The 23,492-nt window shown below is 63.3% G+C and carries 20 protein-coding genes; 17 read left to right on the top strand and 3 right to left on the bottom strand.

Translation table 11 applies throughout. From position 1 onward, the window contains the following. The first annotated feature begins 1 nt into the window (after position 1). Together U4Y90_RS09545 and U4Y90_RS09550 are read left to right on the top strand one after the other, a co-directional pair. On the top strand, positions 2 to 1,486 hold the full coding sequence (locus tag U4Y90_RS09545; protein ID WP_321794317.1) for a D-aminoacylase: 1,485 nt from the start codon (positions 2 to 4) through the stop codon (positions 1,484 to 1,486). A 34-nt stretch (positions 1,487 to 1,520) separates the two neighbouring features. Beyond that, entirely contained in the window at positions 1,521 to 1,901 is a 381-nt protein-coding gene (locus U4Y90_RS09550; RefSeq protein ID WP_061132889.1) for a RidA family protein, read from the top strand. A 46-nt stretch (positions 1,902 to 1,947) separates the two neighbouring features. On the opposite strand, the gene queF is transcribed toward U4Y90_RS09550, so the two are convergent. Genes queF through ilvA form a run of 3 tightly spaced genes read right to left on the bottom strand, consistent with a single transcriptional unit; the run spans position 1,948 to position 5,213 of the window. Beyond that, positions 1,948 to 2,772 carry an NADPH-dependent 7-cyano-7-deazaguanine reductase QueF gene (queF, locus tag U4Y90_RS09555; protein ID WP_321794318.1) on the bottom strand — a complete coding sequence of 275 codons (825 nt, stop codon included), beginning with the start codon at positions 2,770 to 2,772 and terminating at the stop codon, positions 1,948 to 1,950. Beyond that, positions 2,769 to 3,683, bottom strand: a complete 915-nt coding sequence (locus U4Y90_RS09560) for a 5'-nucleotidase (protein WP_321794319.1) — start codon at positions 3,681 to 3,683, stop codon at positions 2,769 to 2,771. Before U4Y90_RS09560 ends, queF begins: the two co-directional genes overlap by 4 nt. A gap of 6 nt (positions 3,684 to 3,689) precedes the next feature. Then, a complete protein-coding gene (gene ilvA, locus U4Y90_RS09565) occupies positions 3,690 to 5,213 on the bottom strand; it encodes a threonine ammonia-lyase, biosynthetic (protein ID WP_321794320.1) in 1,524 nt (507 codons plus the stop codon). Between the two features lie 495 nt (positions 5,214 to 5,708). Here ilvA and U4Y90_RS09570 point away from each other — a divergent pair, with 495 nt between their 5' ends. The 15 genes from U4Y90_RS09570 to U4Y90_RS09640 all read left to right on the top strand — a co-directional run bounded on the left by U4Y90_RS09570 (position 5,709) and on the right by U4Y90_RS09640 (position 23,449). Beyond that, positions 5,709 to 9,767, top strand: a complete 4,059-nt coding sequence (locus U4Y90_RS09570) for an FAD/FMN-binding oxidoreductase (RefSeq protein ID WP_321794321.1) — start codon at positions 5,709 to 5,711, stop codon at positions 9,765 to 9,767. Positions 9,768 to 9,803: 36 nt separating this feature from the next. Continuing rightward, on the top strand, positions 9,804 to 10,250 hold the full coding sequence (locus U4Y90_RS09575; RefSeq protein WP_321794322.1) for an HIT family protein: 447 nt from the start codon (positions 9,804 to 9,806) through the stop codon (positions 10,248 to 10,250). 9 nt (positions 10,251 to 10,259) lie between these two features. Continuing rightward, positions 10,260 to 10,667, top strand: a complete 408-nt coding sequence (locus tag U4Y90_RS09580; RefSeq protein WP_321794323.1) for a DUF971 domain-containing protein — start codon at positions 10,260 to 10,262, stop codon at positions 10,665 to 10,667. Positions 10,668 to 10,751: 84 nt separating this feature from the next. Continuing rightward, a complete protein-coding gene (gene ubiE, locus U4Y90_RS09585) occupies positions 10,752 to 11,483 on the top strand; it encodes a bifunctional demethylmenaquinone methyltransferase/2-methoxy-6-polyprenyl-1,4-benzoquinol methylase UbiE (RefSeq protein ID WP_321794324.1) in 732 nt (243 codons plus the stop codon). Positions 11,484 to 11,508: 25 nt separating this feature from the next. Continuing rightward, entirely contained in the window at positions 11,509 to 12,522 is a 1,014-nt protein-coding gene (locus U4Y90_RS09590) for a Tim44-like domain-containing protein (protein ID WP_321794325.1), read from the top strand. Between the two features lie 168 nt (positions 12,523 to 12,690). Next, positions 12,691 to 13,350, top strand: coding sequence for an SCP2 domain-containing protein (locus U4Y90_RS09595; RefSeq protein WP_321794326.1), 660 nt, complete (start codon positions 12,691 to 12,693; stop codon positions 13,348 to 13,350). Positions 13,351 to 13,371: 21 nt separating this feature from the next. Beyond that, positions 13,372 to 14,943 carry a ubiquinone biosynthesis regulatory protein kinase UbiB gene (gene ubiB / locus U4Y90_RS09600; protein WP_321794327.1) on the top strand — a complete coding sequence of 524 codons (1,572 nt, stop codon included), beginning with the start codon at positions 13,372 to 13,374 and terminating at the stop codon, positions 14,941 to 14,943. 11 nt (positions 14,944 to 14,954) lie between these two features. Then, positions 14,955 to 15,572, top strand: coding sequence for a methyltransferase domain-containing protein (locus tag U4Y90_RS09605; protein WP_321794328.1), 618 nt, complete (start codon positions 14,955 to 14,957; stop codon positions 15,570 to 15,572). 149 nt (positions 15,573 to 15,721) lie between these two features. Next, positions 15,722 to 16,084 (top strand): FmdB family zinc ribbon protein, encoded by a 363-nt coding sequence (locus U4Y90_RS09610; RefSeq protein WP_321794329.1) that lies wholly within the window; start codon positions 15,722 to 15,724, stop codon positions 16,082 to 16,084. Between the two features lie 135 nt (positions 16,085 to 16,219). Next, a complete protein-coding gene (locus U4Y90_RS09615) occupies positions 16,220 to 16,882 on the top strand; it encodes a DUF502 domain-containing protein (RefSeq protein ID WP_321794330.1) in 663 nt (220 codons plus the stop codon). A 91-nt stretch (positions 16,883 to 16,973) separates the two neighbouring features. Next, a complete protein-coding gene (aspS, locus tag U4Y90_RS09620) occupies positions 16,974 to 18,776 on the top strand; it encodes an aspartate--tRNA ligase (protein ID WP_321794331.1) in 1,803 nt (600 codons plus the stop codon). A 109-nt stretch (positions 18,777 to 18,885) separates the two neighbouring features. Further along, positions 18,886 to 19,362 carry a dihydroneopterin triphosphate diphosphatase gene (nudB, locus tag U4Y90_RS09625; RefSeq protein ID WP_321794332.1) on the top strand — a complete coding sequence of 159 codons (477 nt, stop codon included), beginning with the start codon at positions 18,886 to 18,888 and terminating at the stop codon, positions 19,360 to 19,362. Beyond that, positions 19,362 to 20,645, top strand: coding sequence for a phospholipase D-like domain-containing protein (locus tag U4Y90_RS09630; protein WP_415749319.1), 1,284 nt, complete (start codon positions 19,362 to 19,364; stop codon positions 20,643 to 20,645). The genes nudB and U4Y90_RS09630 overlap by 1 nt, the downstream gene beginning before the upstream one ends. A gap of 271 nt (positions 20,646 to 20,916) precedes the next feature. Beyond that, complete coding sequence (locus tag U4Y90_RS09635) at positions 20,917 to 21,591, top strand: TetR/AcrR family transcriptional regulator (RefSeq protein ID WP_321794334.1); 675 nt, start codon at positions 20,917 to 20,919, stop codon at positions 21,589 to 21,591. A 70-nt stretch (positions 21,592 to 21,661) separates the two neighbouring features. Then, positions 21,662 to 23,449, top strand: a complete 1,788-nt coding sequence (locus tag U4Y90_RS09640; RefSeq protein WP_321794335.1) for an acyl-CoA dehydrogenase C-terminal domain-containing protein — start codon at positions 21,662 to 21,664, stop codon at positions 23,447 to 23,449. The last annotated feature ends 43 nt before the right edge of the window (positions 23,450 to 23,492 follow it).

Genomic DNA, 23,492 nt, shown 5'->3' on the forward strand with positions numbered 1-23,492 from the left:
CATGGAATCGTTGAAGGCCGATACGCTGATCGTCGGCGCGCGCCTGATCGACGGCACGGGCGCGCCCGCCGTCGAGCGCGATGTCGCCGTGCGCGACGGGCGCATCGTCGCGATCGAGGCGCCGGGCGGCCTGTCCGGCTGGAGCGCCGACGAAACCTTCGACGCGCAAGGCAGAGTGCTCGCGCCCGGTTTCATCGACGTTCACACGCACGACGACACCCACGTCATTCGCTCGCCGCAGATGATGCCGAAGATCACGCAGGGCGTGACGACAGTGATCGTCGGCAATTGCGGGATCAGCGCGTCGCCGGTGACGCTCAAGGGCGATCCGCCTGATCCGATGAATCTGCTCGGCAATGCCGCCGCGTTCAAATATCCGACCTTCGCCGCGTATGTCGACGCGGTGAACGAAGCCCGCCCGGCGGTGAACGTCGGCGCGCTGATCGGTCATACGGCGCTGCGCAACAATCATATGGATCGGCTGGACCGCGGCGCTTCGGGCGATGAAGTCGCCGCGATGCGCGCGCAGCTCGAAGAGGCGCTGGACAACGGCGCGCTCGGTCTGTCGAGCGGGCTCGCGTACGGATCGGCCTTCAACGCGCCGCCGGAAGAAGTGCAGGCGCTCGCCGAGCCGCTCGCCCGCGCGGGCGCGCTCTACACGACGCACATGCGCACCGAGTTCGACGCCATCCTCGACGCGATGGACGAGGCGTACCGCGTCGGACGGCATGCGCGCGTGCCGGTGGTGATTTCGCATCTGAAGTGCGCGGGGCCGTCGAACTGGGGGCGCAGCACGGAAGTGCTGAAGTCGATCGAGGCGACGCGCGACGGTCAGCCGGTCGGCTGCGACTGCTATCCGTATAACCGCAGCTCGTCGACGCTGGATCTGAAGCAGGTCACGGGCGATATCGACATCACGATCACATGGTCGACGCCGCATCCGGAAATGGCGGGCAAGCTGATCCGCGAGGTCGCCGACGAATGGAAGGTCACGCAGCAGGAAGCGGCGAAGCGCCTTCAGCCGGCGGGCGCGGTGTATCACAACATGTCGGAAGACGACGTGCGGCGCATCCTCTCGCATCCCGCGACGATGGTCGGCTCGGACGGCTTGCCGAACGATCCGCTTCCGCATCCGCGTTTGTGGGGCGCATTTCCGCGCGTGCTCGGCCACTACGTGCGCGACACGGCGTTGATCTCGCTCGAAGAGGCGGTGCGGAAGATGACGAGCCTGTCGGCGCGTCGCTTCGGCTTGACGGAGCGCGGCGAGCTGAAGGTGGGCTATCACGCGGATCTGGTCGTGTTCGATCCGGACCGCGTGCGCGATGCCGCGACGTTCGCGCAACCGCAACAGGCGGCGGACGGCATCGACGCGGTTTGGGTGAATGGCGTTTTGACGTATCGCGAGCAGGCCGTGACCGGCGCGCGCGCGGGACGTTTCGTGGCGCGCGGTTCGGCATCGAAGCTCGATGCCGCCGGCGCGTTTTGAGAATTTGATTGCGTAAGGAAAAGGAGTCGAAGAGATGAAGCGTTATGGCGTGGAAGGTGGCAAGGGACAGGGCGGCGCGCATATGCCGTTCGCACGCGCGGTCGAAGCCGATGGCTGGCTGTTCGTATCGGGCCAGACGCCGATGGAAAACGGCGAGGTCATCAACGGCGGCATCGTCGAGCAATCGCACAAGGCGATCCAGAACGTGCTCGCGATTCTGAAGGAAGCGGGCTACGGCACCGAGCACGTCGTGCGCTGCGGCGTGTGGCTGGACGATCCGCGCGATTTCGCGTCGTTCAACAAGGTGTTCAAGGAATACTTCGGCGCGAATCCGCCGGCGCGCGCCTGCGTGGTGTCGTCGATGGTGATCGACTGCAAGGTCGAGGTGGATTGCGTGGCTTACAAGAAGGCGTAAGCGCGATTGCGGCTCTGGTTCGTGAGAAGCAGAGCCGCGCCTTCATTCACTGCCGCGCCAGCCTTGCATTGTCCGGCATCGGCAAATTGAAATTGGTGCGGAACGGGTTGATGTCCAGCCCGCCGCGCCGTGTGTATCGCGCATACACAGCGAGCCGTTCCGGCTTGCACTCTCGCATGATGTCCATGAAGATGCGCTCGACGCATTGCTCATGAAACCCGGTATGTTCGCGATAAGAAACGATATATCGCAACAACCCCGCGTGATCGATCTGCCCGCCGTAATAGCGGATCTGCACGCTGCCCCAGTCCGGCTGTCCCGTCACCGGGCAATTCGATTTCAACAGATTCGAAAACAGCGTCTCGTCGACGGGCGCTTCGTCGTGCGCGGCCTTCAACAACGAAGGATCGGGCGAGAACACCTCGCAATCGAGATCGAGCCGGTCGAGCGACAAACCATCGAACTCTTCCATCGTGAGCTTGCCGAAATCGGCCGGCGCCGCGATCTGCACCGAAACCGTCGCGCCGCACACCGCGGAGACATCGCGCTTGATGGCGGCGCGCACGTCGTCGACCGAATCGAACTGCGTCTGCGCGAACGAGCCGAGATACAGCTTGAACGACTTCGACTCCACGATATTCGGCGAATCCGCCGGCACGAAGAACGTCGCGACCGCGATCTGCGGCTTGCCGCGCCGGTTCAGCCACGACAGCTCGTAGGCGTTCCAGATGTCCGTGCCGAAGAACGGCAGGCGCGCGGGCACGGCGATCGCATCGCGCGCGCGCTTGCGGTCGATCGGAAACAGCAGCGACGCATCGTACTGTTCGGTGTAGTGGACGGGCTTGCCGAGCGGAGATTGATCGGGTGTCATGATGCGTTCGCTATGCCGCTGAGAACGTGCCCCGTCGCCGTGACGACGCGAGCGGATTCGCAGTGGCGAATTTGATCGTCGAAGAAAAAGTCGGGCTCGAATTCGCGCAGGAATTCACCCTTGTCGAGTCCGCCGAGAAACATCGCTTCGTCGATTTCGATGTCCCAGGCCATCAGCGTGCGGATCGCGCGCTCGTGCGCGGGCGCGGAGCGCGCGGTGACGAGCGCCGTGCGGATGTGCATCGGCGAGCGGCTTTCGTTGTCGTCGGCGATGCGTTGCAGCTTGTTCAAGGCCGCGAGCAGCGGCTTCAGCGGGCCGCCGGGAAGCGGCGAGTCCTTCTTTTGCGTTTCATGGCCGACGAAGGCGCCGAGTCCCTCGGTCTGAAAGACGCGCTCGGCTTCATCGGAGAAGAGCACGGCGTCGCCATCGAACGCGATGCGGATCTCGTCCGCGTAACGGCTCGCGGCGCGCGGCGTTTCCGGCAGCACGCGCGCGGCGGGGAAACCGGCGGCGAGCGCATCGCGCACATCGTCCGGATTCGCCGAAAGAAACAGCGACGCGCGCAACGGCTTCAGATACGCGAACGGCGAACGGCCGCGCGTGAACACGCCGCGCTCGATCGACAGGCCGTGTTCGCGGCACGAATGAAATGCGCGCAGGCCGCTGATCGGATCGCTGCGCGACAGGATCACGACTTCGACGCGCTGTTCCCCGGCGTTCAGCGCGAGCAGCTTGCGAATCAGTCCGAACGCGACGCCCGGTTTCGCGGGCCGCTCCAGACGCGAGCGTTGCAGCGCTTCGTATTGCGCGAGATCGCCTGTTTCGAAGACGCGGTTCTCTTCCTCGAAGTCGAAGAGCGCGCGCGATGAAATCGCGACGACGAGCTTGTCTTCGAGCGTGAACTTCGGCATGGCTTTTTACGCCAGGAAGAGCTTGTAGACCGGATTCGCGCCTTCGTCCCACCACGGATAGCCGAGCGTCGCGAGGAAGCGTTCGAACTCCGCATTGTCCGACTGCGGCACCTGAATGCCGACGAGAATCGAGCTGTAATCCGCGCCCTGATTCCGGTAATGGAACAGGCTGATGTTCCACTCCGGCGCCATCGACGAAAGGAACTTCATCAGCGCGCCCGGGCGCTCGGGAAACTCGAAGCGCAGCAGACGTTCGTCCTGCGCGAGCGGCGAACGCCCGCCGACCATATAGCGGATGTGCTGCTTCGAGAGTTCGTCGTGGGACAGATCGACGGTCGCAAAACCATGTTCGATGAACGACGACATCATCTGCGCCGTTTCCTTGCGCGACTTGATCTGCACGCCGACGAAGATATGCGCGGCCTTTTCATCGGCGATACGGTAGTTGAACTCGGTCACGCTGCGTGTGCCGACGAGCTCGCAGAAGCGTCTGAAGCTGCCGCGCTCTTCCGGAATCGTCACGGCGAACACGGCCTCGCGCGCCTCGCCGACTTCCGCGCGCTCAGCGACGAAGCGCATGCGGTCGAAGTTCATGTTCGCGCCCGAAGTCACCGCGATCAACGTCTTGCCTTCGATGCCCTCGCGCTCCGCATACAGCTTCGCGCCGGCGACGGCGAGCGAGCCGGCCGGCTCGAGCACCGAACGCGTGTCCTGAAACACGTCTTTGATCGCGGCGCAGAGCGCATCGGTGTCGACGGTGATGACTTCGTCGAGCAACTCGTTGCACAGCCGGAAGGTTTCCTCGCCGACGAGCTTTACCGCCGTGCCGTCCGAAAACAGGCCGACTTCGGAAAGCGTGACGCGCTCGCCAGCCTTGATCGACTGCGCCATCGCGCAGGAATCCTCGGTCTGCACGCCGATCACCTTGATCTCCGGGCGCACGGCCTTGATGTACGCCGCGACGCCCGCGGCGAGTCCGCCGCCGCCGATCGGGCAGAAAATCGCGTGGATCGGGCCCTGATGCTGGCGCAGGATTTCCATCGCGACGGTGCCTTGTCCGGCGATAACGTCCGGATCGTCGAACGGATGCACGAAGGTGAGGCCGCGCTCTTCCTGCAACTGCACGGCGCGCGCGTAGGCGTCGCTGTACGATTCTCCCGCGAGCACCACTTCGACGGTCGGGCCGCCGTGCGCGCGGATCGCGTCGATCTTCACTTGCGGCGTGGTCGTCGGCACGGCGATGACCGCGCGGCAGCCGAGCCGCGCCGCCGACAGCGCCACGCCCTGCGCGTGATTGCCCGCCGACGCCGTGATCACGCCGCGCGCGAGCACGTCGGCGGGGAGATTCGCCATCTTGTTGTAGGCGCCCCGAATCTTGAACGAGAAAACCGGCTGATTGTCCTCGCGCTTGAGGAACACGGCGTTGTGCAGGCGCGCGGACAGGCTGCGCGCGGGTTCGAGCTCGCTTTCGCGCGCGACGTCGTACACGCGCGCGGTCAGCACTTTTTTCAGGTAGTCGGGATGTGTCATGCGAGGGATCGTCACGCGGCAACGGTCCGCGCGGGTTTTCGAGGGCGAAAACATCAATGATAGCGCCAACCGCGCGCATTCCGGGCGTGCCATGCGCTCAGACCGTCCGGACGGTCGTGCAAAAAAGCGTCGAAAATGCCGGAAACGTGTCGCGAATTCACACGCAAATGCCCCTTCTCGCTGCTAGCGCCAGCCGACGCGCGCCACCGCGATGGGTTAGAATTTCTTTTTACGAATCAGCAATCAGGATCGGCAGATGCACCGGCAGCTTCGGATCGATTTTCTTGCGCATGTTTCCCGCGAGTCGCATCCCGCGGCGCAAAGGCATGCGCGCCACGCGCGATCGTGGCGTTGATCCCGGGCACACCGAAGGCGCCGTGACGAGCTCCGGCGGCCTTCGCCAAGAGAAGTCTCATTCGAAAATCTGCGCCCCCACGCGCATCGCCGGCATTTCCGCTTTCATGGCGCGGGCGCCGGCACACCGAACCGTCGAACATGAACGCACCTCAAGCCTTCGATCCGAACGGCGCCCATGCCGCCTTGGCGCTCGATATCGAGCCGCGTCTCCGCGAAATTCCCTATAACTACACGTCGTTCTCCGATCGTGAAATCGTCATGCGGCTGCTCGGCGACGAAGCCTGGGCCGTGCTCGACGAACTGCGCAACGAGCGCCGCACCGGCCGCTCGGCGCGCATGCTGTATGAAGTGCTCGGCGATATCTGGGTCGTGCGCCGCAATCCGTATCTGCAGGACGACCTGCTCGACAATCCGAAGCGCCGCGCGCTTTTGGTCGAAGCGCTGAATCACCGTCTCGCCGAAATCGAGAAGCGCCGCAGCGCCGATCTCACCGCCCACAGCGCCGAAGCGGGCAGCCGCGAGCGCGCCGAGCGCGTGCAACTGCTGATCGCTGCCGCGCGCCGCGCCGTCGATGACTTCGCCGCCGAGTTCGGCCGCATGGCCGACTTGCGCCGGCGCGCGTCGCGCGTGCTGGGGAAAGAGACGCAGAAGGACAACATCAAGTTCGACGGCCTCTCGCGCGTCGCGCACGTGACCGACGCGACCGACTGGCGCGTCGAGTATCCGTTCGTCGTGCTGACGCCGGATTCCGAAGAGGAGATCGCCGGCCTGATCAAGGCCTGCTTCGAACTCGGGCTCACCGTGATTCCGCGCGGCGGCGGCACCGGCTACACCGGCGGCGCGATTCCGCTCACGCCGTTTTCGGCCGTCATCAACACGGAAAAGCTGGAGCAGCTCGGCCCCGTCGAAATGACGGATCTGCCGGGCGTCGATCACAAAGTCGCGACGATTTTCTCGGGCGCGGGCGTGGTCACGCGGCGCGTGACCGAAGCGGCGGAGCAGGCCGGCTTCGTGTTCGCGGTCGATCCGACTTCGCTCGATGCGTCCTGCGTCGGCGGCAATGTCGCGATGAACGCGGGCGGCAAGAAAGCGGTGTTGTGGGGCACGGCGCTCGACAACCTCGCGTGGTGGCGCATGGTCGATCCGGAAGGCAACTGGCTCGAAGTCACGCGTCTGGATCACAACTGCGGCAAGATTCACGACGTCGAAGTGGCGCGCTTCCGGCTCGACTGGTTCGACGGCAATCGTCCGCCGGGCGAGAAGCTGCTGCGCACCGAAAATCTCGATATCGCCGGCCGCACGTTCCGCAAGGAAGGGCTCGGCAAGGACGTCACCGATAAATTCCTCGCCGGTCTCCCCGGCGTGCAGAAGGAAGGCTGCGACGGCCTCATCACGTCGGCGCGCTGGATTCTGCACAAGATGCCCGCGCACACGCGTACCGTCTGCCTCGAATTTTTCGGCCAGGCGCGCGATGCGATTCCGAGCATCGTCGAGATCAAGGACTATCTGTTCGAGACGTCGAAGCAAGGCGGCGCGATCCTCGCCGGCCTGGAGCATCTGGACGAACGCTATCTGCGCGCGGTCGGTTATGCGACCAAGAGCAAGCGCAACGCGTTTCCGAAGATGGTGCTGATCGGCGATATCGTCGGCAACGACGCCGACGCGGTCGCCGCCGCGACCTCCGATGTCGTGCGCATGGCGAACGGCAAGAGCGGCGAAGGTTTCGTCGCGGTGAACGCGGAGGCGCGCAAGCGCTTCTGGCTCGACCGCTCGCGCACGGCCGCGATCGCGAAGCACACGAACGCGTTCAAGATCAACGAAGACGTCGTGATTCCGCTCAATCGCATGGGCGAGTACACCGACGGCATCGAGCGCATCAACATCGAGTTGTCGCTGAAGAACAAGCTGCAACTCGTCGATGCGCTCGAAGCGTTCTTCCGCGCGGGCAAGCTGCCCCTCGGCAAGACCGACGACGCGAACGAAATCCCCAGCGCCGAGCTGCTCGAAGACCGCGTGCAGCAGGCGCTCGATCTGCTGAAGCGCGTGCGCGAGCGCTGGACTTTCGTCGGCGACAAGCTGGACATCCCCTTGCGCGAGGCGCAGCACTATCTCGTCAATCTCGGCTATGAGGCGCTCGCGGAGAAGTTCGCGGATCGCGTCGACATTCAGCCGGACGCCAATGTGTTCCATGTCGCGCAAGACCGCACGGTGCGCATCTCGTGGAAGCAGGAGATTCGCGCGGAGTTGCGCCAGATCTTCAACGGCGGCGAATTCAAGCCGATCCTCGACGAAGCGCAGGCCATCCACAAAAAAGTGCTGCGCGGTCGCGTGTTCGTCGCGCTGCACATGCACGCGGGCGACGGCAACGTGCACACCAACATCCCGGTCAACTCCGACAACTACGAGATGCTGCAGGACGCGCATCACGCGGTCGCGCGCATCATGAAGCTCGCGCGTTCGCTGGATGGCGTGATTTCGGGCGAGCACGGCATCGGCATCACGAAGCTGGAGTTCCTGACCGAAGAGGAGATCGGCGATTTCCGCGCGTACAAGCAGCGCGTCGATCCGCACGGCCGCTTCAACAAGGGCAAGCTCTTCGACGGCGCCGACCTGCGCAACGCGTACACGCCGTCGTTCGGGCTGATGGGTTACGAGTCGATCATCATGCAGCAGTCGGATATCGGCGCGATCTCCGATTCCATCAAGGACTGTCTGCGCTGCGGCAAGTGCAAGCCGGTCTGCGCGACGCACGTGCCGCGCGCGAACCTGCTGTACAGCCCGCGCAACAAGATTCTGGCGACTTCACTGCTCGTCGAGGCGTTCCTGTACGAAGAGCAGACGCGTCGCGGCGTGTCGATCAAGCATTGGGACGAGTTCAACGACGTCGCCGATCACTGCACGGTCTGTCACAAATGCGTGACGCCGTGCCCGGTGAAGATCGATTTCGGCGATGTCACGATGAACATGCGCAACCTCCTGCGCAAAATGGGCAAGAAGAAGTTCAACGCGGGCAATGCGGCCGGCATGTTCTTCCTCAACGCGACGAATCCGCAGACCATCAACCTCGCGCGCCACGTGATGATGGACTTCGGCTATAAGGCGCAGCGCTTCGGCAACGACGTGCTGAAGAAAATCGTCAAGAAGCAGACGGCCCAGCCGCCCGCGACGGTCGGCAAGCCGCCGGCCGTCACGCAGGTGATCCATTTCGTTAACAAGAAGATGCCGGGCAATCTGCCGAAGAAGACGGCGCGCGCGCTGCTGGATATCGAGGACAACAAGATCGTTCCGATCATCCGCAATCCGCGCACGACCACTGTCGATTCGGAAGCGGTGTTCTATTTCCCCGGCTGCGGCTCGGAGCGCCTGTTCTCGCAGGTCGGACTCGCGACGCAGGCCATGCTGTGGGAAGCGGGCGTGCAGACCGTGCTGCCGCCGGGCTATCTGTGCTGCGGCTATCCGCAACGCGGCTCCGGTCAGTACGACAAGGCTGAGAAGATCGTCACGGACAATCGCGTGCTGTTCCATCGCGTCGCGAACACGCTGAACTATCTCGATATCAAGACCGTCGTCGTGTCGTGCGGAACCTGCTACGACCAGCTCGCGGGCTATGAATTCGAGAAGATCTTCCCGGGCTGCCGGATCATCGACATTCACGAATTCCTGCTCGAAAAGAACATGAAGCTCGACGGCGTGACCGGCACGCGCTACATGTATCACGACCCGTGTCACTCGCCGATCAAGACGATGGACCCGGTCAAGCTCGTGAACGACCTGATGGGCTCCGAGCACGACGGCTACAAGATCGAGAAGAACGATCGATGCTGCGGCGAGTCGGGCACGCTCGCGGTCACGCGCCCGGATATCTCCACGCAGGTGCGCTTCCGCAAGGAGGAGGAGATCCGCAAGGGTGCGGCGAAGTTGCGTGGCATTCCGATCGTCGCGCAAGCGGGCGCGGCGGGTGCGCAACCGGGTTCGGTGCTCAAGGCCGGCGACGGTCCTCAGCCGAATGGCCAGGACGTGAAAATCCTGACGAGCTGCCCGTCCTGCCTGCAAGGGCTGTCGCGCTACAACGAGGACGCCAATGTCGAGGCGGACTATATCGTCGTGGAGATGGCGCGCAAGGTGCTCGGCGAAAACTGGATGGAACAGTACGTCGAACGCGCGAATAATGGCGGTATCGAGCGCGTGCTGGTGTAATAGCGAAATCGAGGTTTGATTCGCTAGAGGTATGAGATGGACTGTGTGTTTTGCCGTGAAGACGGCGGCGAAGTGCTGTGGTCGGACGACGCGTTGCGCGTCGTCCTCGCCGATGAGCCCGACTGGCCGGGCTTGTGCCGCGTGATATGGGGCGCGCATGTCGCCGAAATGTCCGATTTGCCGGACAGCGATCGCGCGCGCGTGATGACCGCCGTCAACGGCGTCGAGCGTGCGATGCGCCGCGTGCTCGTGCCGGAGAAGATCAATCTGGCGAGTCTCGGCAATCAGGTGCCGCACGTCCACTGGCACATCATTCCACGTTTCTCCAACGATTCCCGCTACCCTCTGCCGATCTGGGCGCCGCGCCAGCGCACGGTGTCCGAATCGCAATTGTCCAAGCGCCGCGCCCAGGCGACGCTCTTGCGCGAGCAAGTGCGCAACGAGCTGAACCAGGCGTTCGGCCCGCAGGCCGGTCACCAATAAGACGAGATCATGAGCGGACTCACTTCAACCACGCCGATTCCCACCGGCGTCGTCGTGCATTCGAAATCCCGAGTGCTGGAACTGCAATACGGCGACGCGTCGTACCGCGTGCCGTTCGAGTTTCTGCGGGTCTATTCGCCTTCCGCCGAAGTGCAGGGCCACGGGCCGGGGCAGGAAACGCTGCAGACCGGCAAGCGCGAGGTGACGATCGTCGGCATCGATCCGGTCGGGCATTACGCGCTGCAACTGAATTTTTCGGACGGTCACAATACCGGCATCTATTCCTGGGACATCCTGCACGACCTGGCGACGCGTCAGGACGAATTGTGGAGCGAGTATCTGGCGAAACTGGAAGCCGCGGGGGTGGACCGCGACACGCCGATGGCCGCCAAGCCATCCGGTGGCCACTGTCACTGAGCATCAGGGCTGCGGCATAAAGCCGCATGGCCGGCGCGACGATTGCGCAGACATAGAACGAACAACAGGCGAGGAAAAAGCGCGATGAGCAAGACCCACTTCGGATACGAAACGGTCGACGAGCAGGACAAGGCGAAGAAAGTGGCGGGCGTGTTTCACTCCGTCGCGAGCAACTACGACTTGATGAACGACCTGATGTCCGGCGGACTGCATCGGATCTGGAAGCACTTCACGATCGGGCAGGCCAAGGTGCGGCCGGGCTACAAGGTGCTGGACATCGCCGGCGGCACAGGCGATCTGGCGATGGCTTTCGCCAAGCAGGCCGGCGACACGGGGGAAGTCTGGCACACGGACATCAACGAATCGATGCTGCGCGTGGGGCGCGACCGGCTCATCGACAAGGGCGTGTTGACGCCCGCGCTGCTCTGCGATGCCGAGAAGATTCCGTTCCCGGACAATTATTTCAATGTGGTTACGGTCGCCTTTGGTCTTCGTAACATGACGCACAAGGACCGTGCGTTGGCAGAAATGACCCGCGTGCTCAAGCCGAGCGGCAGGTTGCTCGTGCTGGAGTTCTCGAAAGTGTGGGAACCGCTGAAAAAGCCGTACGATATCTACAGTTTCAAGATCTTGCCGTGGCTTGGCGAAAAAGTGGCCAAAGATGCGGATAGCTATCGGTATTTGGCCGAGTCCATTCGCATGCACCCGGACCAGGAAACTTTGAAAACGATGATGGAACAAGCGGGCCTGGATCGAGTCGAATATTACAATTTGTCAGGTGGCGTGGTAGCGTTACACGTCGGGACCAAATTTTGATGTTCCACTCTCTTAAGGATTCGATATGTTCGATTCGCGCAAACCCCAATCCCGGGGTTTCCTGAACATCTTCTTCAGGAAGGCCGGAATCTTGGCGCTGGCTGGCGTTATTGCGGCTGGCGCAATCTTCGCGGAAACGGCGGAAGCCAAGCGCATGGGCGGCGGTCGCAGCATGGGCCGCCAGTCGGCTACGGCGACGCAGCAACATCAGGCGACGCCGCCGTCGCAATCCATGCAGCAAGGCCAGCCGGGTCAGGCCGCACAGGCGCAGCGCGCACAGCCCGCTCCGGCAGCGCCCGCCGCGGCGCAACCCGCGCGCAACCGCTGGCTCGGACCGATCGCCGGTCTCGCGGCCGGTCTGGGCATCGCGGCGCTGCTGTCGCACTTCGGGCTGGGCGAAGCGTTCGCCGGCGCGATGGCGAACATGATCATGATCGCGCTGATCGTGCTCGCGGCCGTCATGCTGTTCCGCTTCATCATGCGCAGGCGTCAGGGCAACAACACGCCCGCCTACGCCGGAATGGGTTCCGCTTCGGGTTCGCCGTACGGCGCGACCGCGCGGCAGAGCCTGAATCAGGATCCGCCGCAAGTGCCGCAGCAGCCGACCGGTTTCGGCGCGAACTACATCGAATCTCCGGCGCCGCAAGCAGCCGTGAATCCGAACGTGCCGGCGGGCTTCGACACCGACGCGTTCGTGCGCAACGCGAAGGTCTACTTCGTGCGTCTGCAGGACGCGTGGGACCGCGGCAACGTCAACGACATCCGCGAGTTCACGACGCCCGAGATGTTCGCGGAAGTGAAACTCGACGTCGACGCCCGCGGCAGCGCGCCGAACCGCACGGACGTCGTGCAGCTCAACGCCGATCTGCTCGGCGTCGAGGATCGCGCGTCCGAGTATCTGGCGAGCGTGCGTTTCCACGGCCTGATCCGCGAGTCGGAAGGGGCGGCGGCGGAGCCGTTCGTCGAGGTCTGGAACCTCTCGAAGCAGAAGACGGGCAGCGAAGGCTGGCTGCTGGCGGGCATTCAGCAGGTCAGTTGAGCGTGACCGCGCCCTCGGCCGAATGGCCGGGCGTCGGCAACCGTCAGTGTGTTAGCCGGTTGCGAAGGTAGAATGGAAACCCGCGCGAGAGCGTCTCGCGCGGGTTTTTTCATCTCACAGCCGATGACGAACGCAGACGAATCCGCCCGTCCCGCAGCAAACCCCGCCTTGAAGACCGCGTCCAGTGGATTCGCGGCCGCCGTGAATCATCTACTGGTGCGCGAGCCTTGGGCGCTCGAGCGGCTGAAACCGTACGCGGCCAAGCGCGTGAAGTTGTCGTGCAAGCCGGTTTCGATCGCGCTCGTCGTGCAACCCGACGGCCTCTTCGCGGCGACCACCGAAGCAGAAGCCTGCGCCTTTGACGTGACGATCGCCGTGCCGATCGACGCGCTGCCCGCGTTTCTGCAAGGCGGTCAGGCGGCGGTGATGAAGCACGTGCGCATCGAAGGCGACGCGGAATTCGCAACGACGCTCGCCAAGCTCGCGGAGCATCTGCGCTGGGATCCGGAGGAAGACCTCGCCCGCGTGATCGGCGACGCGCCCGCGCACCGTGCGGGCCTTATCGCGCGTGCGGTGCAGGAGCAGGCGCAGCGCACCGGACGGAATCTGCTGGACACCTTCACCGAATATTTCCTCGACGAGCGTCCGCAACTCGTGCGCAAGAGCGCGCTCGACGCATTCAACGCCGAGCTTTCGAAAACGCGCGATGCGCTTGCGCGCGCCGAAAAACGCATCGAGAGAATCGAGCGGCAAACTGAACAATCCCGGCCGGCGAGCGGCGCCTCAGCGCGATCCGGCGGCGAGTCTGTGCGCGACTCGCACGAATAACGGCTGAAGCGAATTCGAACCATGCGTTTTCTGCGTTTCCTCAAGATTTTTTTCACGATTGTCCGCTTCGGGCTCGATGAGCTGGTCATGAGCGGTATCGACGATCGCCGCGTGCGCTTTCTCATGCGCATCACGACGTTCGGCCGCCGGTTCGACGTCGCGCGCGGCATCCGTTTGCGGCTCGCGCTGGAAAGCCTCGGTCCGATCTTCGTGAAGTTCGGGCAGGTGCTGTCGACGCGGCGCGATTTGCTGCCCGTCGATGTCGCCGATGAACTCGCCAAGCTTCAGGATCAGGTTCCGCCGTTCGATTCGGCGGTGGCCGTGTCGATCATCGAAAAATCGCTCGGTGCGCCTATCGACGAATTGTTCGACGATTTCGAGCGCGTGCCGGTGGCGAGCGCTTCGATCGCGCAGGTGCATTTCGCGAAGATCAAGAACGGCGAGCACGCGGGCACGGCGGTCGCGGTGAAGGTGTTGCGCCCGGGCATGCTGCCGGTGATCGACTCCGACCTGGCGCTGCTGCGCGATATCGCCACGTGGGCCGAGCGCCTGTGGGCGGACGGCCGGCGTCTGAAGCCGCGCGAAGTGGTCGCGGAATTCGACAAATATCTGCACGACGAGCTCGATCTGATGCGCGAGGCCGCCAATGGCAGCCAGTTGCGCCGTAATTTTCAAGGGCTCGATCTGCTGCTCGTGCCGGAGATGTACTGGGACTTGTCCGCGCCCACTGTGCTGGTCATGGAGCGCATGGTCGGCGTGCCGATCAGCCAGGTCGAGACCTTGCGCGCGGCGGGCGTCGATATTCCGAAGCTCGCGCGCGAAGGCGTCGAAATTTTCTTCACGCAGGTGTTTCGCGACGGTTTTTTTCACGCCGACATGCACCCCGGGAACATCCAGGTGAGCCTCGATCCGGCGACCTTCGGGCGTTATATTGCGCTGGATTTCGGCATCGTCGGGGCGTTGTCGGACTTCGACAAGAACTATCTCGCGCAGAACTTCCTCGCGTTCTTCAAGCGCGACTATCACCGCGTCGCGACGCTGCACCTCGAATCCGGCTGGGTGCCGCCGAGCACGCGCGTGGAGGAACTGGAAAGCGCAATCCGGGCGGTCTGCGAGCCGTATTTCGACCGCGCGCTGAAAGACATTTCGCTCGGGCAGGTGCTGATGCGCCTCTTCTCGACGTCGCGCCGCTTCAACGTCGAAATTCAGCCGCAACTCGTGCTGTTGCAGAAGACGATGCTCAACGTCGAAGGCCTCGGGCGCTCGCTCGATCCGGAGCTGGATCTGTGGAAGACGGCCAAACCGTATCTCGAGCGCTGGATGAACGAGCAGATCGGCTGGCGCGGCTGGTACGAGCGTCTGCAAATGGAAGCGCCGCAGTGGAGCAAGACGATTCCGCAACTGCCGCGGCTGATTCACCATATTCTGGCGGAACACCACGACGCGCCGAAAAGCGGCAGCGACGAGCTCATGCGGATGCTGCTCGCCGAGCAAAAGCGCACGAACCGTCTGCTCGTGACCTTGCTCGCGGCCGGTCTGGTCGCCATGGCGGGCGCGGGCTTCGTGGTGGCGCAGTTCTGGCTCCATCCCTGAGGGCGCACATCATGAGCGATCCGACCACGCCGGACGTCCCCGATTTCGAGAACCGCGATCCGAATTCGCCGGGCTTCTGGGACGAGCGTTTCGTCCAGCACTACACGCCGTGGGATCAGGCCGGCGTGCCGGAGATGTTCACGCGCTTCGTCGCGTCGCGCGGTGCGCAGAATGTGCTGATTCCGGGCTGCGGCAGCGCGTACGAAGCGCTTTATCTCGCCGAACGCGGATGGCCGGTGCGCGCGATCGATTTCTCGGCGGCCGCCGTCGAAGCGGCGCGCGCGCAACTCGGCGCGCACGCGAGAGTGGTCGAGGAAGCGGATTTTTTTGCTTACGCGCCGCCTTTTTCGCCCGACTGGATCTATGAGCGCGCTTTCCTATGCGCGCTGCCGAAAAATCGCTGGCAGGACTACGCCGCGCGGATGGCGGCGTTGCTGAAACCGGGCGCGCTGCTCGCGGGTTTCTTCTTCATCGGAGCGACGCCGAAAGGGCCGCCCTTCGGAATCGAGCGCGACGAACTGAATGCGCTGCTGTTGCCGTCCTTCGCGCTGATCGAAGACCACGAGGTGACCGGGTCGATTCCGGTGTTCGCCGGCCGCGAGCGCTGGATGACCTGGCGGCGAATCTGAGCCGGCCGGCTTGAAATTTGTCGACGGCACCCTGAAATATTGCCGGGTTAATCTTGCGTCCGCGATCCCGAAAATCGCGGGTCAATATTGGTTTGCGGCTATAATTCAAGGCTTTGCAAGCGTCGACAGATAATCGTAGGAAGAGTGCCATGCCGATTTACGCGTACCGTTGCGCCGACTGCGGCCACGAAAAAGACGTGCTTCAAAAACTGAGCGATGCGCCGCTCACGCAGTGTCCTGCGTGCGGAAAGGACGCTTTCTCGAAGCAGGTGACCGCCGCCGGATTCCAGTTGAAAGGCTCGGGCTGGTATGTCACCGATTTTCGCGGCGGCAACAGCAACAGCAACGGCGGCAAGAGCGGCAACGATGCGCCGGCGGCGAAGTCGGACGATGCTGCTCCCGCCAGTTCCGGCGGCGCGAATTCGAGCGAAACCGCGGCCCCGGCTAGCGCCGCGTCGTCGGACGCCGCCAAGCCTGCCGCGAGCGCACCCGCATCGTCGGGCGCTGCCTGAAAACGCAAGACGGCCGGCGCGTTTGGCCGCCTGCCCGCCGATGACCTCGTCGACCGCGCTCCGCCGGGCGCGGCCCGCCTGCCAAGCCGAATCTCCAACGCAGTCGAGAGCCGGCGCAGCCTTCGCTCCGTGTAAATGACGACGAAAAAGACTACGCTGAAATCCGTGTTCCTCACCGGCCTGCTCGTGCTGGTGCCGCTCGCGATCACCCTGTGGGTGCTCGGGCTCGTTATCGGCACGATGGACCAGACGTTGCTTCTGCTGCCGCAATCGTGGCAGCCGGAGCGCGTCGTCGGTTTCCATCTGCCGGGCGTGGGCGCGGTGCTGACGCTCGCGTTCATTTTCATCGTCGGACTGTTGACGCAGAACTTCGTCGGCCAGAAGCTCGTGAAGTGGTGGGACGCCATCCTGCGTCACATTCCGGTGGTCGGTCCGCTGTACACGAGCGTGAAGCAGGTGTCGGACACCTTGCTCTCGTCGAGCGGCAACGCGTTTCGCAAGGCGCTTTTGATCGAGTATCCGCGCAAGGGCTCGTACACCATCGGCTTTCTGACGGGCATTCCGGGCGGCGACGTGCTGAATCATCTCGACGAAGAGCATGTGAGCGTCTACGTGCCGACCACGCCGAACCCGACATCCGGCTTCTTTCTGATGATGCCGAAAAGCGAAGTCGTCGAACTGGACATGACCGTCGACGCCGCACTGAAGTACATCGTCTCGATGGGCGTGGTGGCTCCCGCGCCGAGCGCGCCGGCGTCGGTCGCGCCCGCCCGCCGCCCCACCGAGCCGCCGATGTAATGCCGGCCGCGCGAGCCGAGCGTCAGCCGCAAGAAGAGCATGACCCGAACGCGCGAGCCGTTGATTAACGAACAACGAAAGACACAACATCATGTCGATGCGATCTGAATACTGCGGTCTGGTGACCGAGGCCCGATTGGGCGAAACCGTCTCGCTGTGCGGCTGGGTGCATCGCCGCCGCGATCACGGTGGCGTTATCTTCATCGACTTGCGCGACCGCGAAGGCCTCGTTCAGGTCGTCTGCGACCCGGACCGCGCCGAGATGTTCAAGGTGGCCGAAGGCGTGCGCAACGAGTTTTGCGTGCAGGTCAAAGGCGTGGTGCGCAATCGCCCCGAAGGCACGGTCAACGCCAATCTGACGAGCGGCAAGATCGAAGTGCTGTGCCACGAACTGGTGGTGCTGAACGCGTCGGTGACGCCGCCGTTCCAGCTCGACGACGACAACCTGTCGGAAACCACGCGCCTCACGCATCGTGTGCTCGATCTGCGCCGCCCGCAGATGCAGAAGAACCTGCGCCTGCGCTATCGCGTCGCGATGGAAGTGCGCAAGTATCTCGACGCGCAAGGCTTCATCGACATCGAAACGCCGATGCTGACCAAGAGCACGCCGGAGGGCGCGCGCGATTACCTCGTGCCGTCGCGAGTGAACGCGGGCCAGTTCTTCGCGCTGCCGCAGTCGCCGCAGCTCTTCAAGCAGTTGTTGATGGTCGCGAACTTCGACCGTTACTACCAGATCACCAAGTGCTTCCGCGACGAAGACCTGCGCGCCGACCGTCAACCGGAATTCACGCAGATCGACTGCGAAACCTCGTTCCTCACGGAGCAGGAAATCCGCGATCTGTTCGAAGCGATGATCCGCCACGTCTTCAAGGAGACGATGGACGTCGCGCTGCCCGAAAAATTCCCGGTCATGCTGTATTCGGAAGCGATGCGCCGCTTCGGTTCGGACAAGCCCGACCTGCGCGTGAAGCTCGAATTCGCGGACCTCACGGATGCCGTGAAGGACGTCGACTTCAAGGTGTTCAGCATGCCGGCCAACTCGAAAGACGGCCGTGTCGCGGCATTGCGCGTGCCCAAGGGCGGCGAGCTGTCGCGCGGCGACATCGACGGGTACACGGAATTCGTGCGCATCTACGGCGCGAAGGGCCTCGCGTGGATCAAGGTCAACGACAAGACCCGCGGCCGCGACGGCCTGCAAAGCCCGATCGTCAAGAACCTGCATGACGCGGCGCTCGCGGCGATCATGGAGCGCACGCAGGCGCAAGACGGCGACATCATCTTCTTCGCGGCGGATCGCGCGAAGGTCGTGAACGACAGTCTCGGCGCGCTGCGTCTGAAGATCGGTCATTCGGAATTCGGCAAGGCAAATGGCCTGATCGAAACCGGCTGGAAGCCGCTGTGGGTCATCGACTTCCCGATGTTCGAGTACGACGAGGAAGAGAACCGCTACGTGGCGGCTCATCACCCGTTCACGAGCCCGAAGGACGAGCACCTCGAATACCTCGAAACCGATCCGGGCCGCTGCCTCGCGAAGGCGTACGACATGGTCCTGAACGGCTGGGAAATCGGCGGCGGCTCGGTCCGTATCTTCCAGGAAGACGTGCAGAGCAAGGTGTTCCGCGCGCTGAAGATCGGCGCCGAAGAAGCGCGTCTGAAATTCGGCTTCCTGCTCGACGCGCTCCAGTACGGCGCGCCGCCGCACGGCGGCATCGCGTTCGGTCTGGATCGCGTCGTCACGCTGATGTCCGGCGCGGACTCGATCCGGGACACCATCGCGTTCCCGAAGACGCAGCGCGCGCAGGATCTGCTGACGCAGGCGCCGAGCGAAGTCGACGAGCGCCAGTTGCGCGAGCTGCACATTCGTCTGCGTCAGCCGGAGCAGAAAGCGCACTAAGCAGCTTTCGTTGTCGATGTGATGAAAAAGGCGCCGGGTGCGCCTTTTTCATTTTTTGCGTTACAGTCTTCGGGCACATACATATAAAGAAACGCGCGTTCACAAGGTCATGCTCAAGCCGCCCAAAATCCCCGAATCCGTACTCGTCGTCATTCATACGCCGAACCTCGACGTGCTCATCATCGAACGTGCGGATCACAAGGGCTTCTGGCAATCCGTGACGGGCTCGAAAGATCGCCTCGACGAGCCGCTCATCGAGACCGCCGCGCGCGAGGTGCAGGAAGAGACGGGCATCGTGATCGGCGGCGCGCTCGTGCCGGAGAACGCGCTGCTCGACTGGCATCACAGCATCCAGTACGAAATCTATCCGCAATGGCGGCACCGCTACGCGGAAGGCATCACGCGCAACACCGAGCATCAGTTCAGCCTGCTCGTGCCGCATTGCCTCGAAGTGACGCTCGCGCCCCGCGAGCACACCGCGCATTTGTGGCTGCCGTTGCGCGAGGCCGCCGACCGATGCTTCTCGTGGTCGAACCGCGAAGCGATTCTGCAATTGCCCGAGCGCCTCGCGGCGCATAGCCGATGATCGGAGTGCGTCCGCGGCGCAGTTTCAAGCGGCTGCGCCAGGCGCTCTTCTCCGGCCGCCGGCCGCCGCGCCTGTGCTTCACGACCGGCAATCACGCCCGGCTGTTCAAGGGCGGCGTGCAGTTCTTCCCGGCGTTGATCGAGCGAATCGACAACGCGCGCAAGTCGGTGTCGCTCGAAACGTACATCTTCGCCAACGACGACATCGGCCGCGCCGTCTCCGACGCGCTCGTGCGCGCCGCCGAGCGCGGCCTCGAGGTCCGCGTGATCACGGACGGCATCGGCACGGAAAGCAATCTGCCGATGTTCAAGCTCTGGCAGGAGCGCGGCGTCGAGCACCGCATCTACAACCCGCATTTGTTGTTCGGGCCGCTGGGCTTCTCGCGCACGCATCGCAAGCTCGCGCTGATCGACGAGACGTATGCGTTTTGCGGCGGCATCAATATCGTCGACGACTACGACCAGAACGGCACGCGTCTCGAACGTCCGCGCTGGGATTTCGCGATGGAAGCGCAAGGCCCCGTCGTCAAGGACGTGCGCGAAGCGTTCGATCTGCAATGGCAGCGCATCCGGCTCGGCATCAAGCCGCGCCAGCCATCGCAGCCGGGTTGCGAGCCGCAGGAAAGCGAGCACGCGCCCAGATGGAACGCCCGCCGCGCGATGCTGGCTCGCCGGCGCGCGCGTCTCGGCGAAATTCACGCGGTCGATCAACCGTGCATTGCGTTCGTCGCGCGCGACAACCTTCTCAATCGGCGCGCGATCGAGAAGGCGTATCTCCGGGCAATCGCTCACGCCGAGAGCGAAGTGCTGCTCGCGAATCCCTACTTCATGCCGGGCCGCAAGCTGAGGCGCGCGCTCGTCAATGCGGCCGAGCGCGGCGTACGCGTGTCGCTCGTGATCGGTCGTAAGGAATTCGTCGCTTTGGACTACGCGACACCGTTCCTCTACGGCAACCTGCTCAAGCACGGGGTGAGGATCGCCGAGTACGAGAAGACGATGCTTCATGGCAAGGTCGCGGTCGTCGACGCCGACTGGGCCACCATCGGCTCGTCCAACCTCGACGCGCTTTCGCTCGTGCTCAACAACGAGGCCAACATGGTGCTCGTCAATCATCCCGAAATCGCCCGTCTGCACGATGCCATTCTTCAGGCTTTTGACGAAGGCCGCCCGATCGATGAGAAGCACTATGCATCGCGGCCTGTTACGGAGCGTGCGCTTAATTGGCTGGCCTATAACACGTACCGCGTGATGATGAAAATGATCACCATTGGTCAGTACGATTAACCTGCCATTTCGCAGCAATTGCGCAAGAATACGGGTCGACAAGCATCGAAGGATAAGGCTTCCCACCCTTCGGGAACTCGGGCAGTCACTTACAGGCAGTCCGTACATAAAACGCGACAATGAACGCGGACATTGTTGAGATTTATCCTATAGACATGTCTTGGCGTTTTAGAAACGCATATCTAAAAATTTGCTTGTATCACCAGCGTTCGGCCACAATAATAGAACGGCCGTTCGATTTTACGGGTCACATAAGAACGGTAGGGACATCATGCGAAAAGGCGAACAGACGCGGGCCGCGATTCTCGACGCAGCGCTGGAGTTGGCAAGTCGGGACGGGCTGGAAGGGCTGACGATCGGCCTGCTGGCCGAGCGGATGCAAATGAGCAAGAGCGGTGTGTTTGCGCATTTCGGGTCGCGCGAGGATTTGCAGGTGGAAGTGGTGCGCGAGTACCACAGGCGCTTCGAAGATGAAGTGTTCTTTCCGAGCCTGCGCGAAGCGCGCGGCCTGCCGCGATTGCGCGCGATGATGAATCGCTGGATGGAGAAGCGCATCCAGGAAGTGACCACGGGTTGTATCTATATCAGCGGAGCGGTGGAGTACGACGACCGCGCCGCGAGCGCTGTGCGCGAGCAGCTCGTGCACAGCGTGGGCATGTGGCGCGAGGCGTTGTTGCGCGCGATCCGCCAGTCGAAGGACGAGGGGCATCTGAAGCCGGAGACCGATCCGCATCTGATGCTCTTCGAGCTGTACAGCTTTACGCTCGGCCTGCATCACGACGCGCGCTTCCTGCATTTGCCGGAAGCCGTGCAACTGACGCGGGACGCGCTGGAGAAGACGATCGTGTCGTATCAGACGCCGAGTGCGGGCGCGAATGGAAGTGCCCCGCAACCGGCGCCGGCCGCGACTACGAATCTGACATCGCAACAATCCGACAGCCGTTAGCGGCGCCGTTCGAATCGACAGGGTGGTTCGGCGGCGCGCAACCAGAAGCTTGAAGAAACTGGAGAGACTCATGGGACAGTACGCCGCCCCCCTTCGCGACATGCAATTCGTGCTGCACGAAGTGCTGAACGTGGAAGCTGAATTGAAGAGCATGCCGAAGCATGCCGACCTCGACGCCGACACCATCAATCAGGTGCTCGAGGAAGCCGGCAAGTTCTGCTCCGAGGTCGTGTTTCCGCTCAACCAGAGCGGCGATCGCGAAGGCTGCACCTACGAGGGCGACGGCGTCGTGAAGACGCCTGCTGGCTTCAAGGCCGCTTACCGTCAATACATCGATGCAGGCTGGCCCGCGCTCGGATGCGATCCCGAGTACGGCGGGCAGGGCTTGCCAGCGTTCGTGAACAACGCGCTCTACGAAATGCTCAACTCGGCGAATCAGGCCTGGACGATGTATCCGGGCCTGTCGCACGGCGCTTACGAATGCCTGCATGCGCACGGCACGCCGGAACAGAAGTCGACGTATCTGTCGAAGCTCGTTTCGGGCGAGTGGACCGGCACGATGTGCCTGACCGAACCGCATTGCGGAACGGACCTCGGCATCCTGCGCACGAAGGCCGAGCCGAATTCCGACGGCTCGTACGCGCTCACCGGCACGAAGATCTTCATTTCGAGCGGCGAGCACGACATGGCCGAGAACATCGTGCATCTGGTGCTCGCGCGTCTGCCGGGTGCGCCGATGGGCACCAAGGGCATATCGCTTTTCATCGTGCCGAAGTTCGTGCCTGACGCGAACGGCGCGATCGGAGAGCGCAACGGCATCAAGTGCGGCTCGATCGAGCACAAGATGGGCATTCACGGCAACGCGACCTGCGTGATGAATCTCGACGGCGCGAAGGGCTGGCTCGTCGGCGAGGCGAACAAGGGCTTGAACGCGATGTTCGTGATGATGAACGCGGCCCGCCTGGGCGTCGGCATGCAGGGTCTGGGCCTCACCGAAGTCGCGTATCAGAACTCGCTCGTGTACGCGAAGGAGCGCTTGCAGATGCGCTCGCTCACTGGCCCGAAGGCGCCTGAAAAGGCCGCCGATCCGATCATCGTCCATCCGGACGTGCGGCGCATGTTGCTCACGCAGAAGGCCTATGCCGAAGCCGGCCGCGCGTTCACGTACTGGGCGGCTTTGAATATCGACAAGGAGCTGTCGCACGCGGATGAGGGCGTGCGTGCGGAAGCCGCCGATTTTGTCGCGTTGCTCACGCCGGTCATCAAGGCGTTCCTGACGGACAACGCGTTCGAAGGCACCAACATGGCGATGCAGATCTACGGCGGCCACGGCTTCATCTCCGAATGGGGCATGGAGCAGTACGTCCGCGATGCGCGCATCAACATGATCTACGAGGGCACGAATTCCATTCAGGCGCTGGATCTGCTCGGGCGCAAGATTCTCGGCGACATGGGCGCGAAGCTGAAGCGCTTCGGCAAGCTCGTGGCGGACTTCGTCGAGCAGGAGGGCGTGAAGCCGGAGATGCAGGAGTTCATCAATCCGCTCGCGGATATCGGCGAGAAGGTGCAGAAGCTGACGATGGAGATCGGCATGAAGGCGATGCAGAATCCCGACGAAGTCGGCGCGGCGGCGGTGCCGTATCTGCGCACGGTCGGGCATCTCGTGTTTTCGTACTTCTGGGCGCGGATGGCGCGTGCCGCGCTGGATCATGGCGATTCTGGCGATGCGTTCTATAAGGCCAAGCTGGCCACCGCGCGGTTCTATTTCGCCAAGCTGCTGCCTGAGACGGCTTCTACGATTCGGGCTGCTCGGGCCGGTGCAAAGCCTATGATGGACTACGACGAAGCTTTGTTCTGATTTGCTTCTGGGCTTTGCTTGTCGCCGGATCCCGTATTCGTGT

Origin of the sequence: Caballeronia sp. J97, assembly GCF_905220305.1 — a bacterium.
GTDB lineage: Bacteria > Pseudomonadota > Gammaproteobacteria > Burkholderiales > Burkholderiaceae > Caballeronia.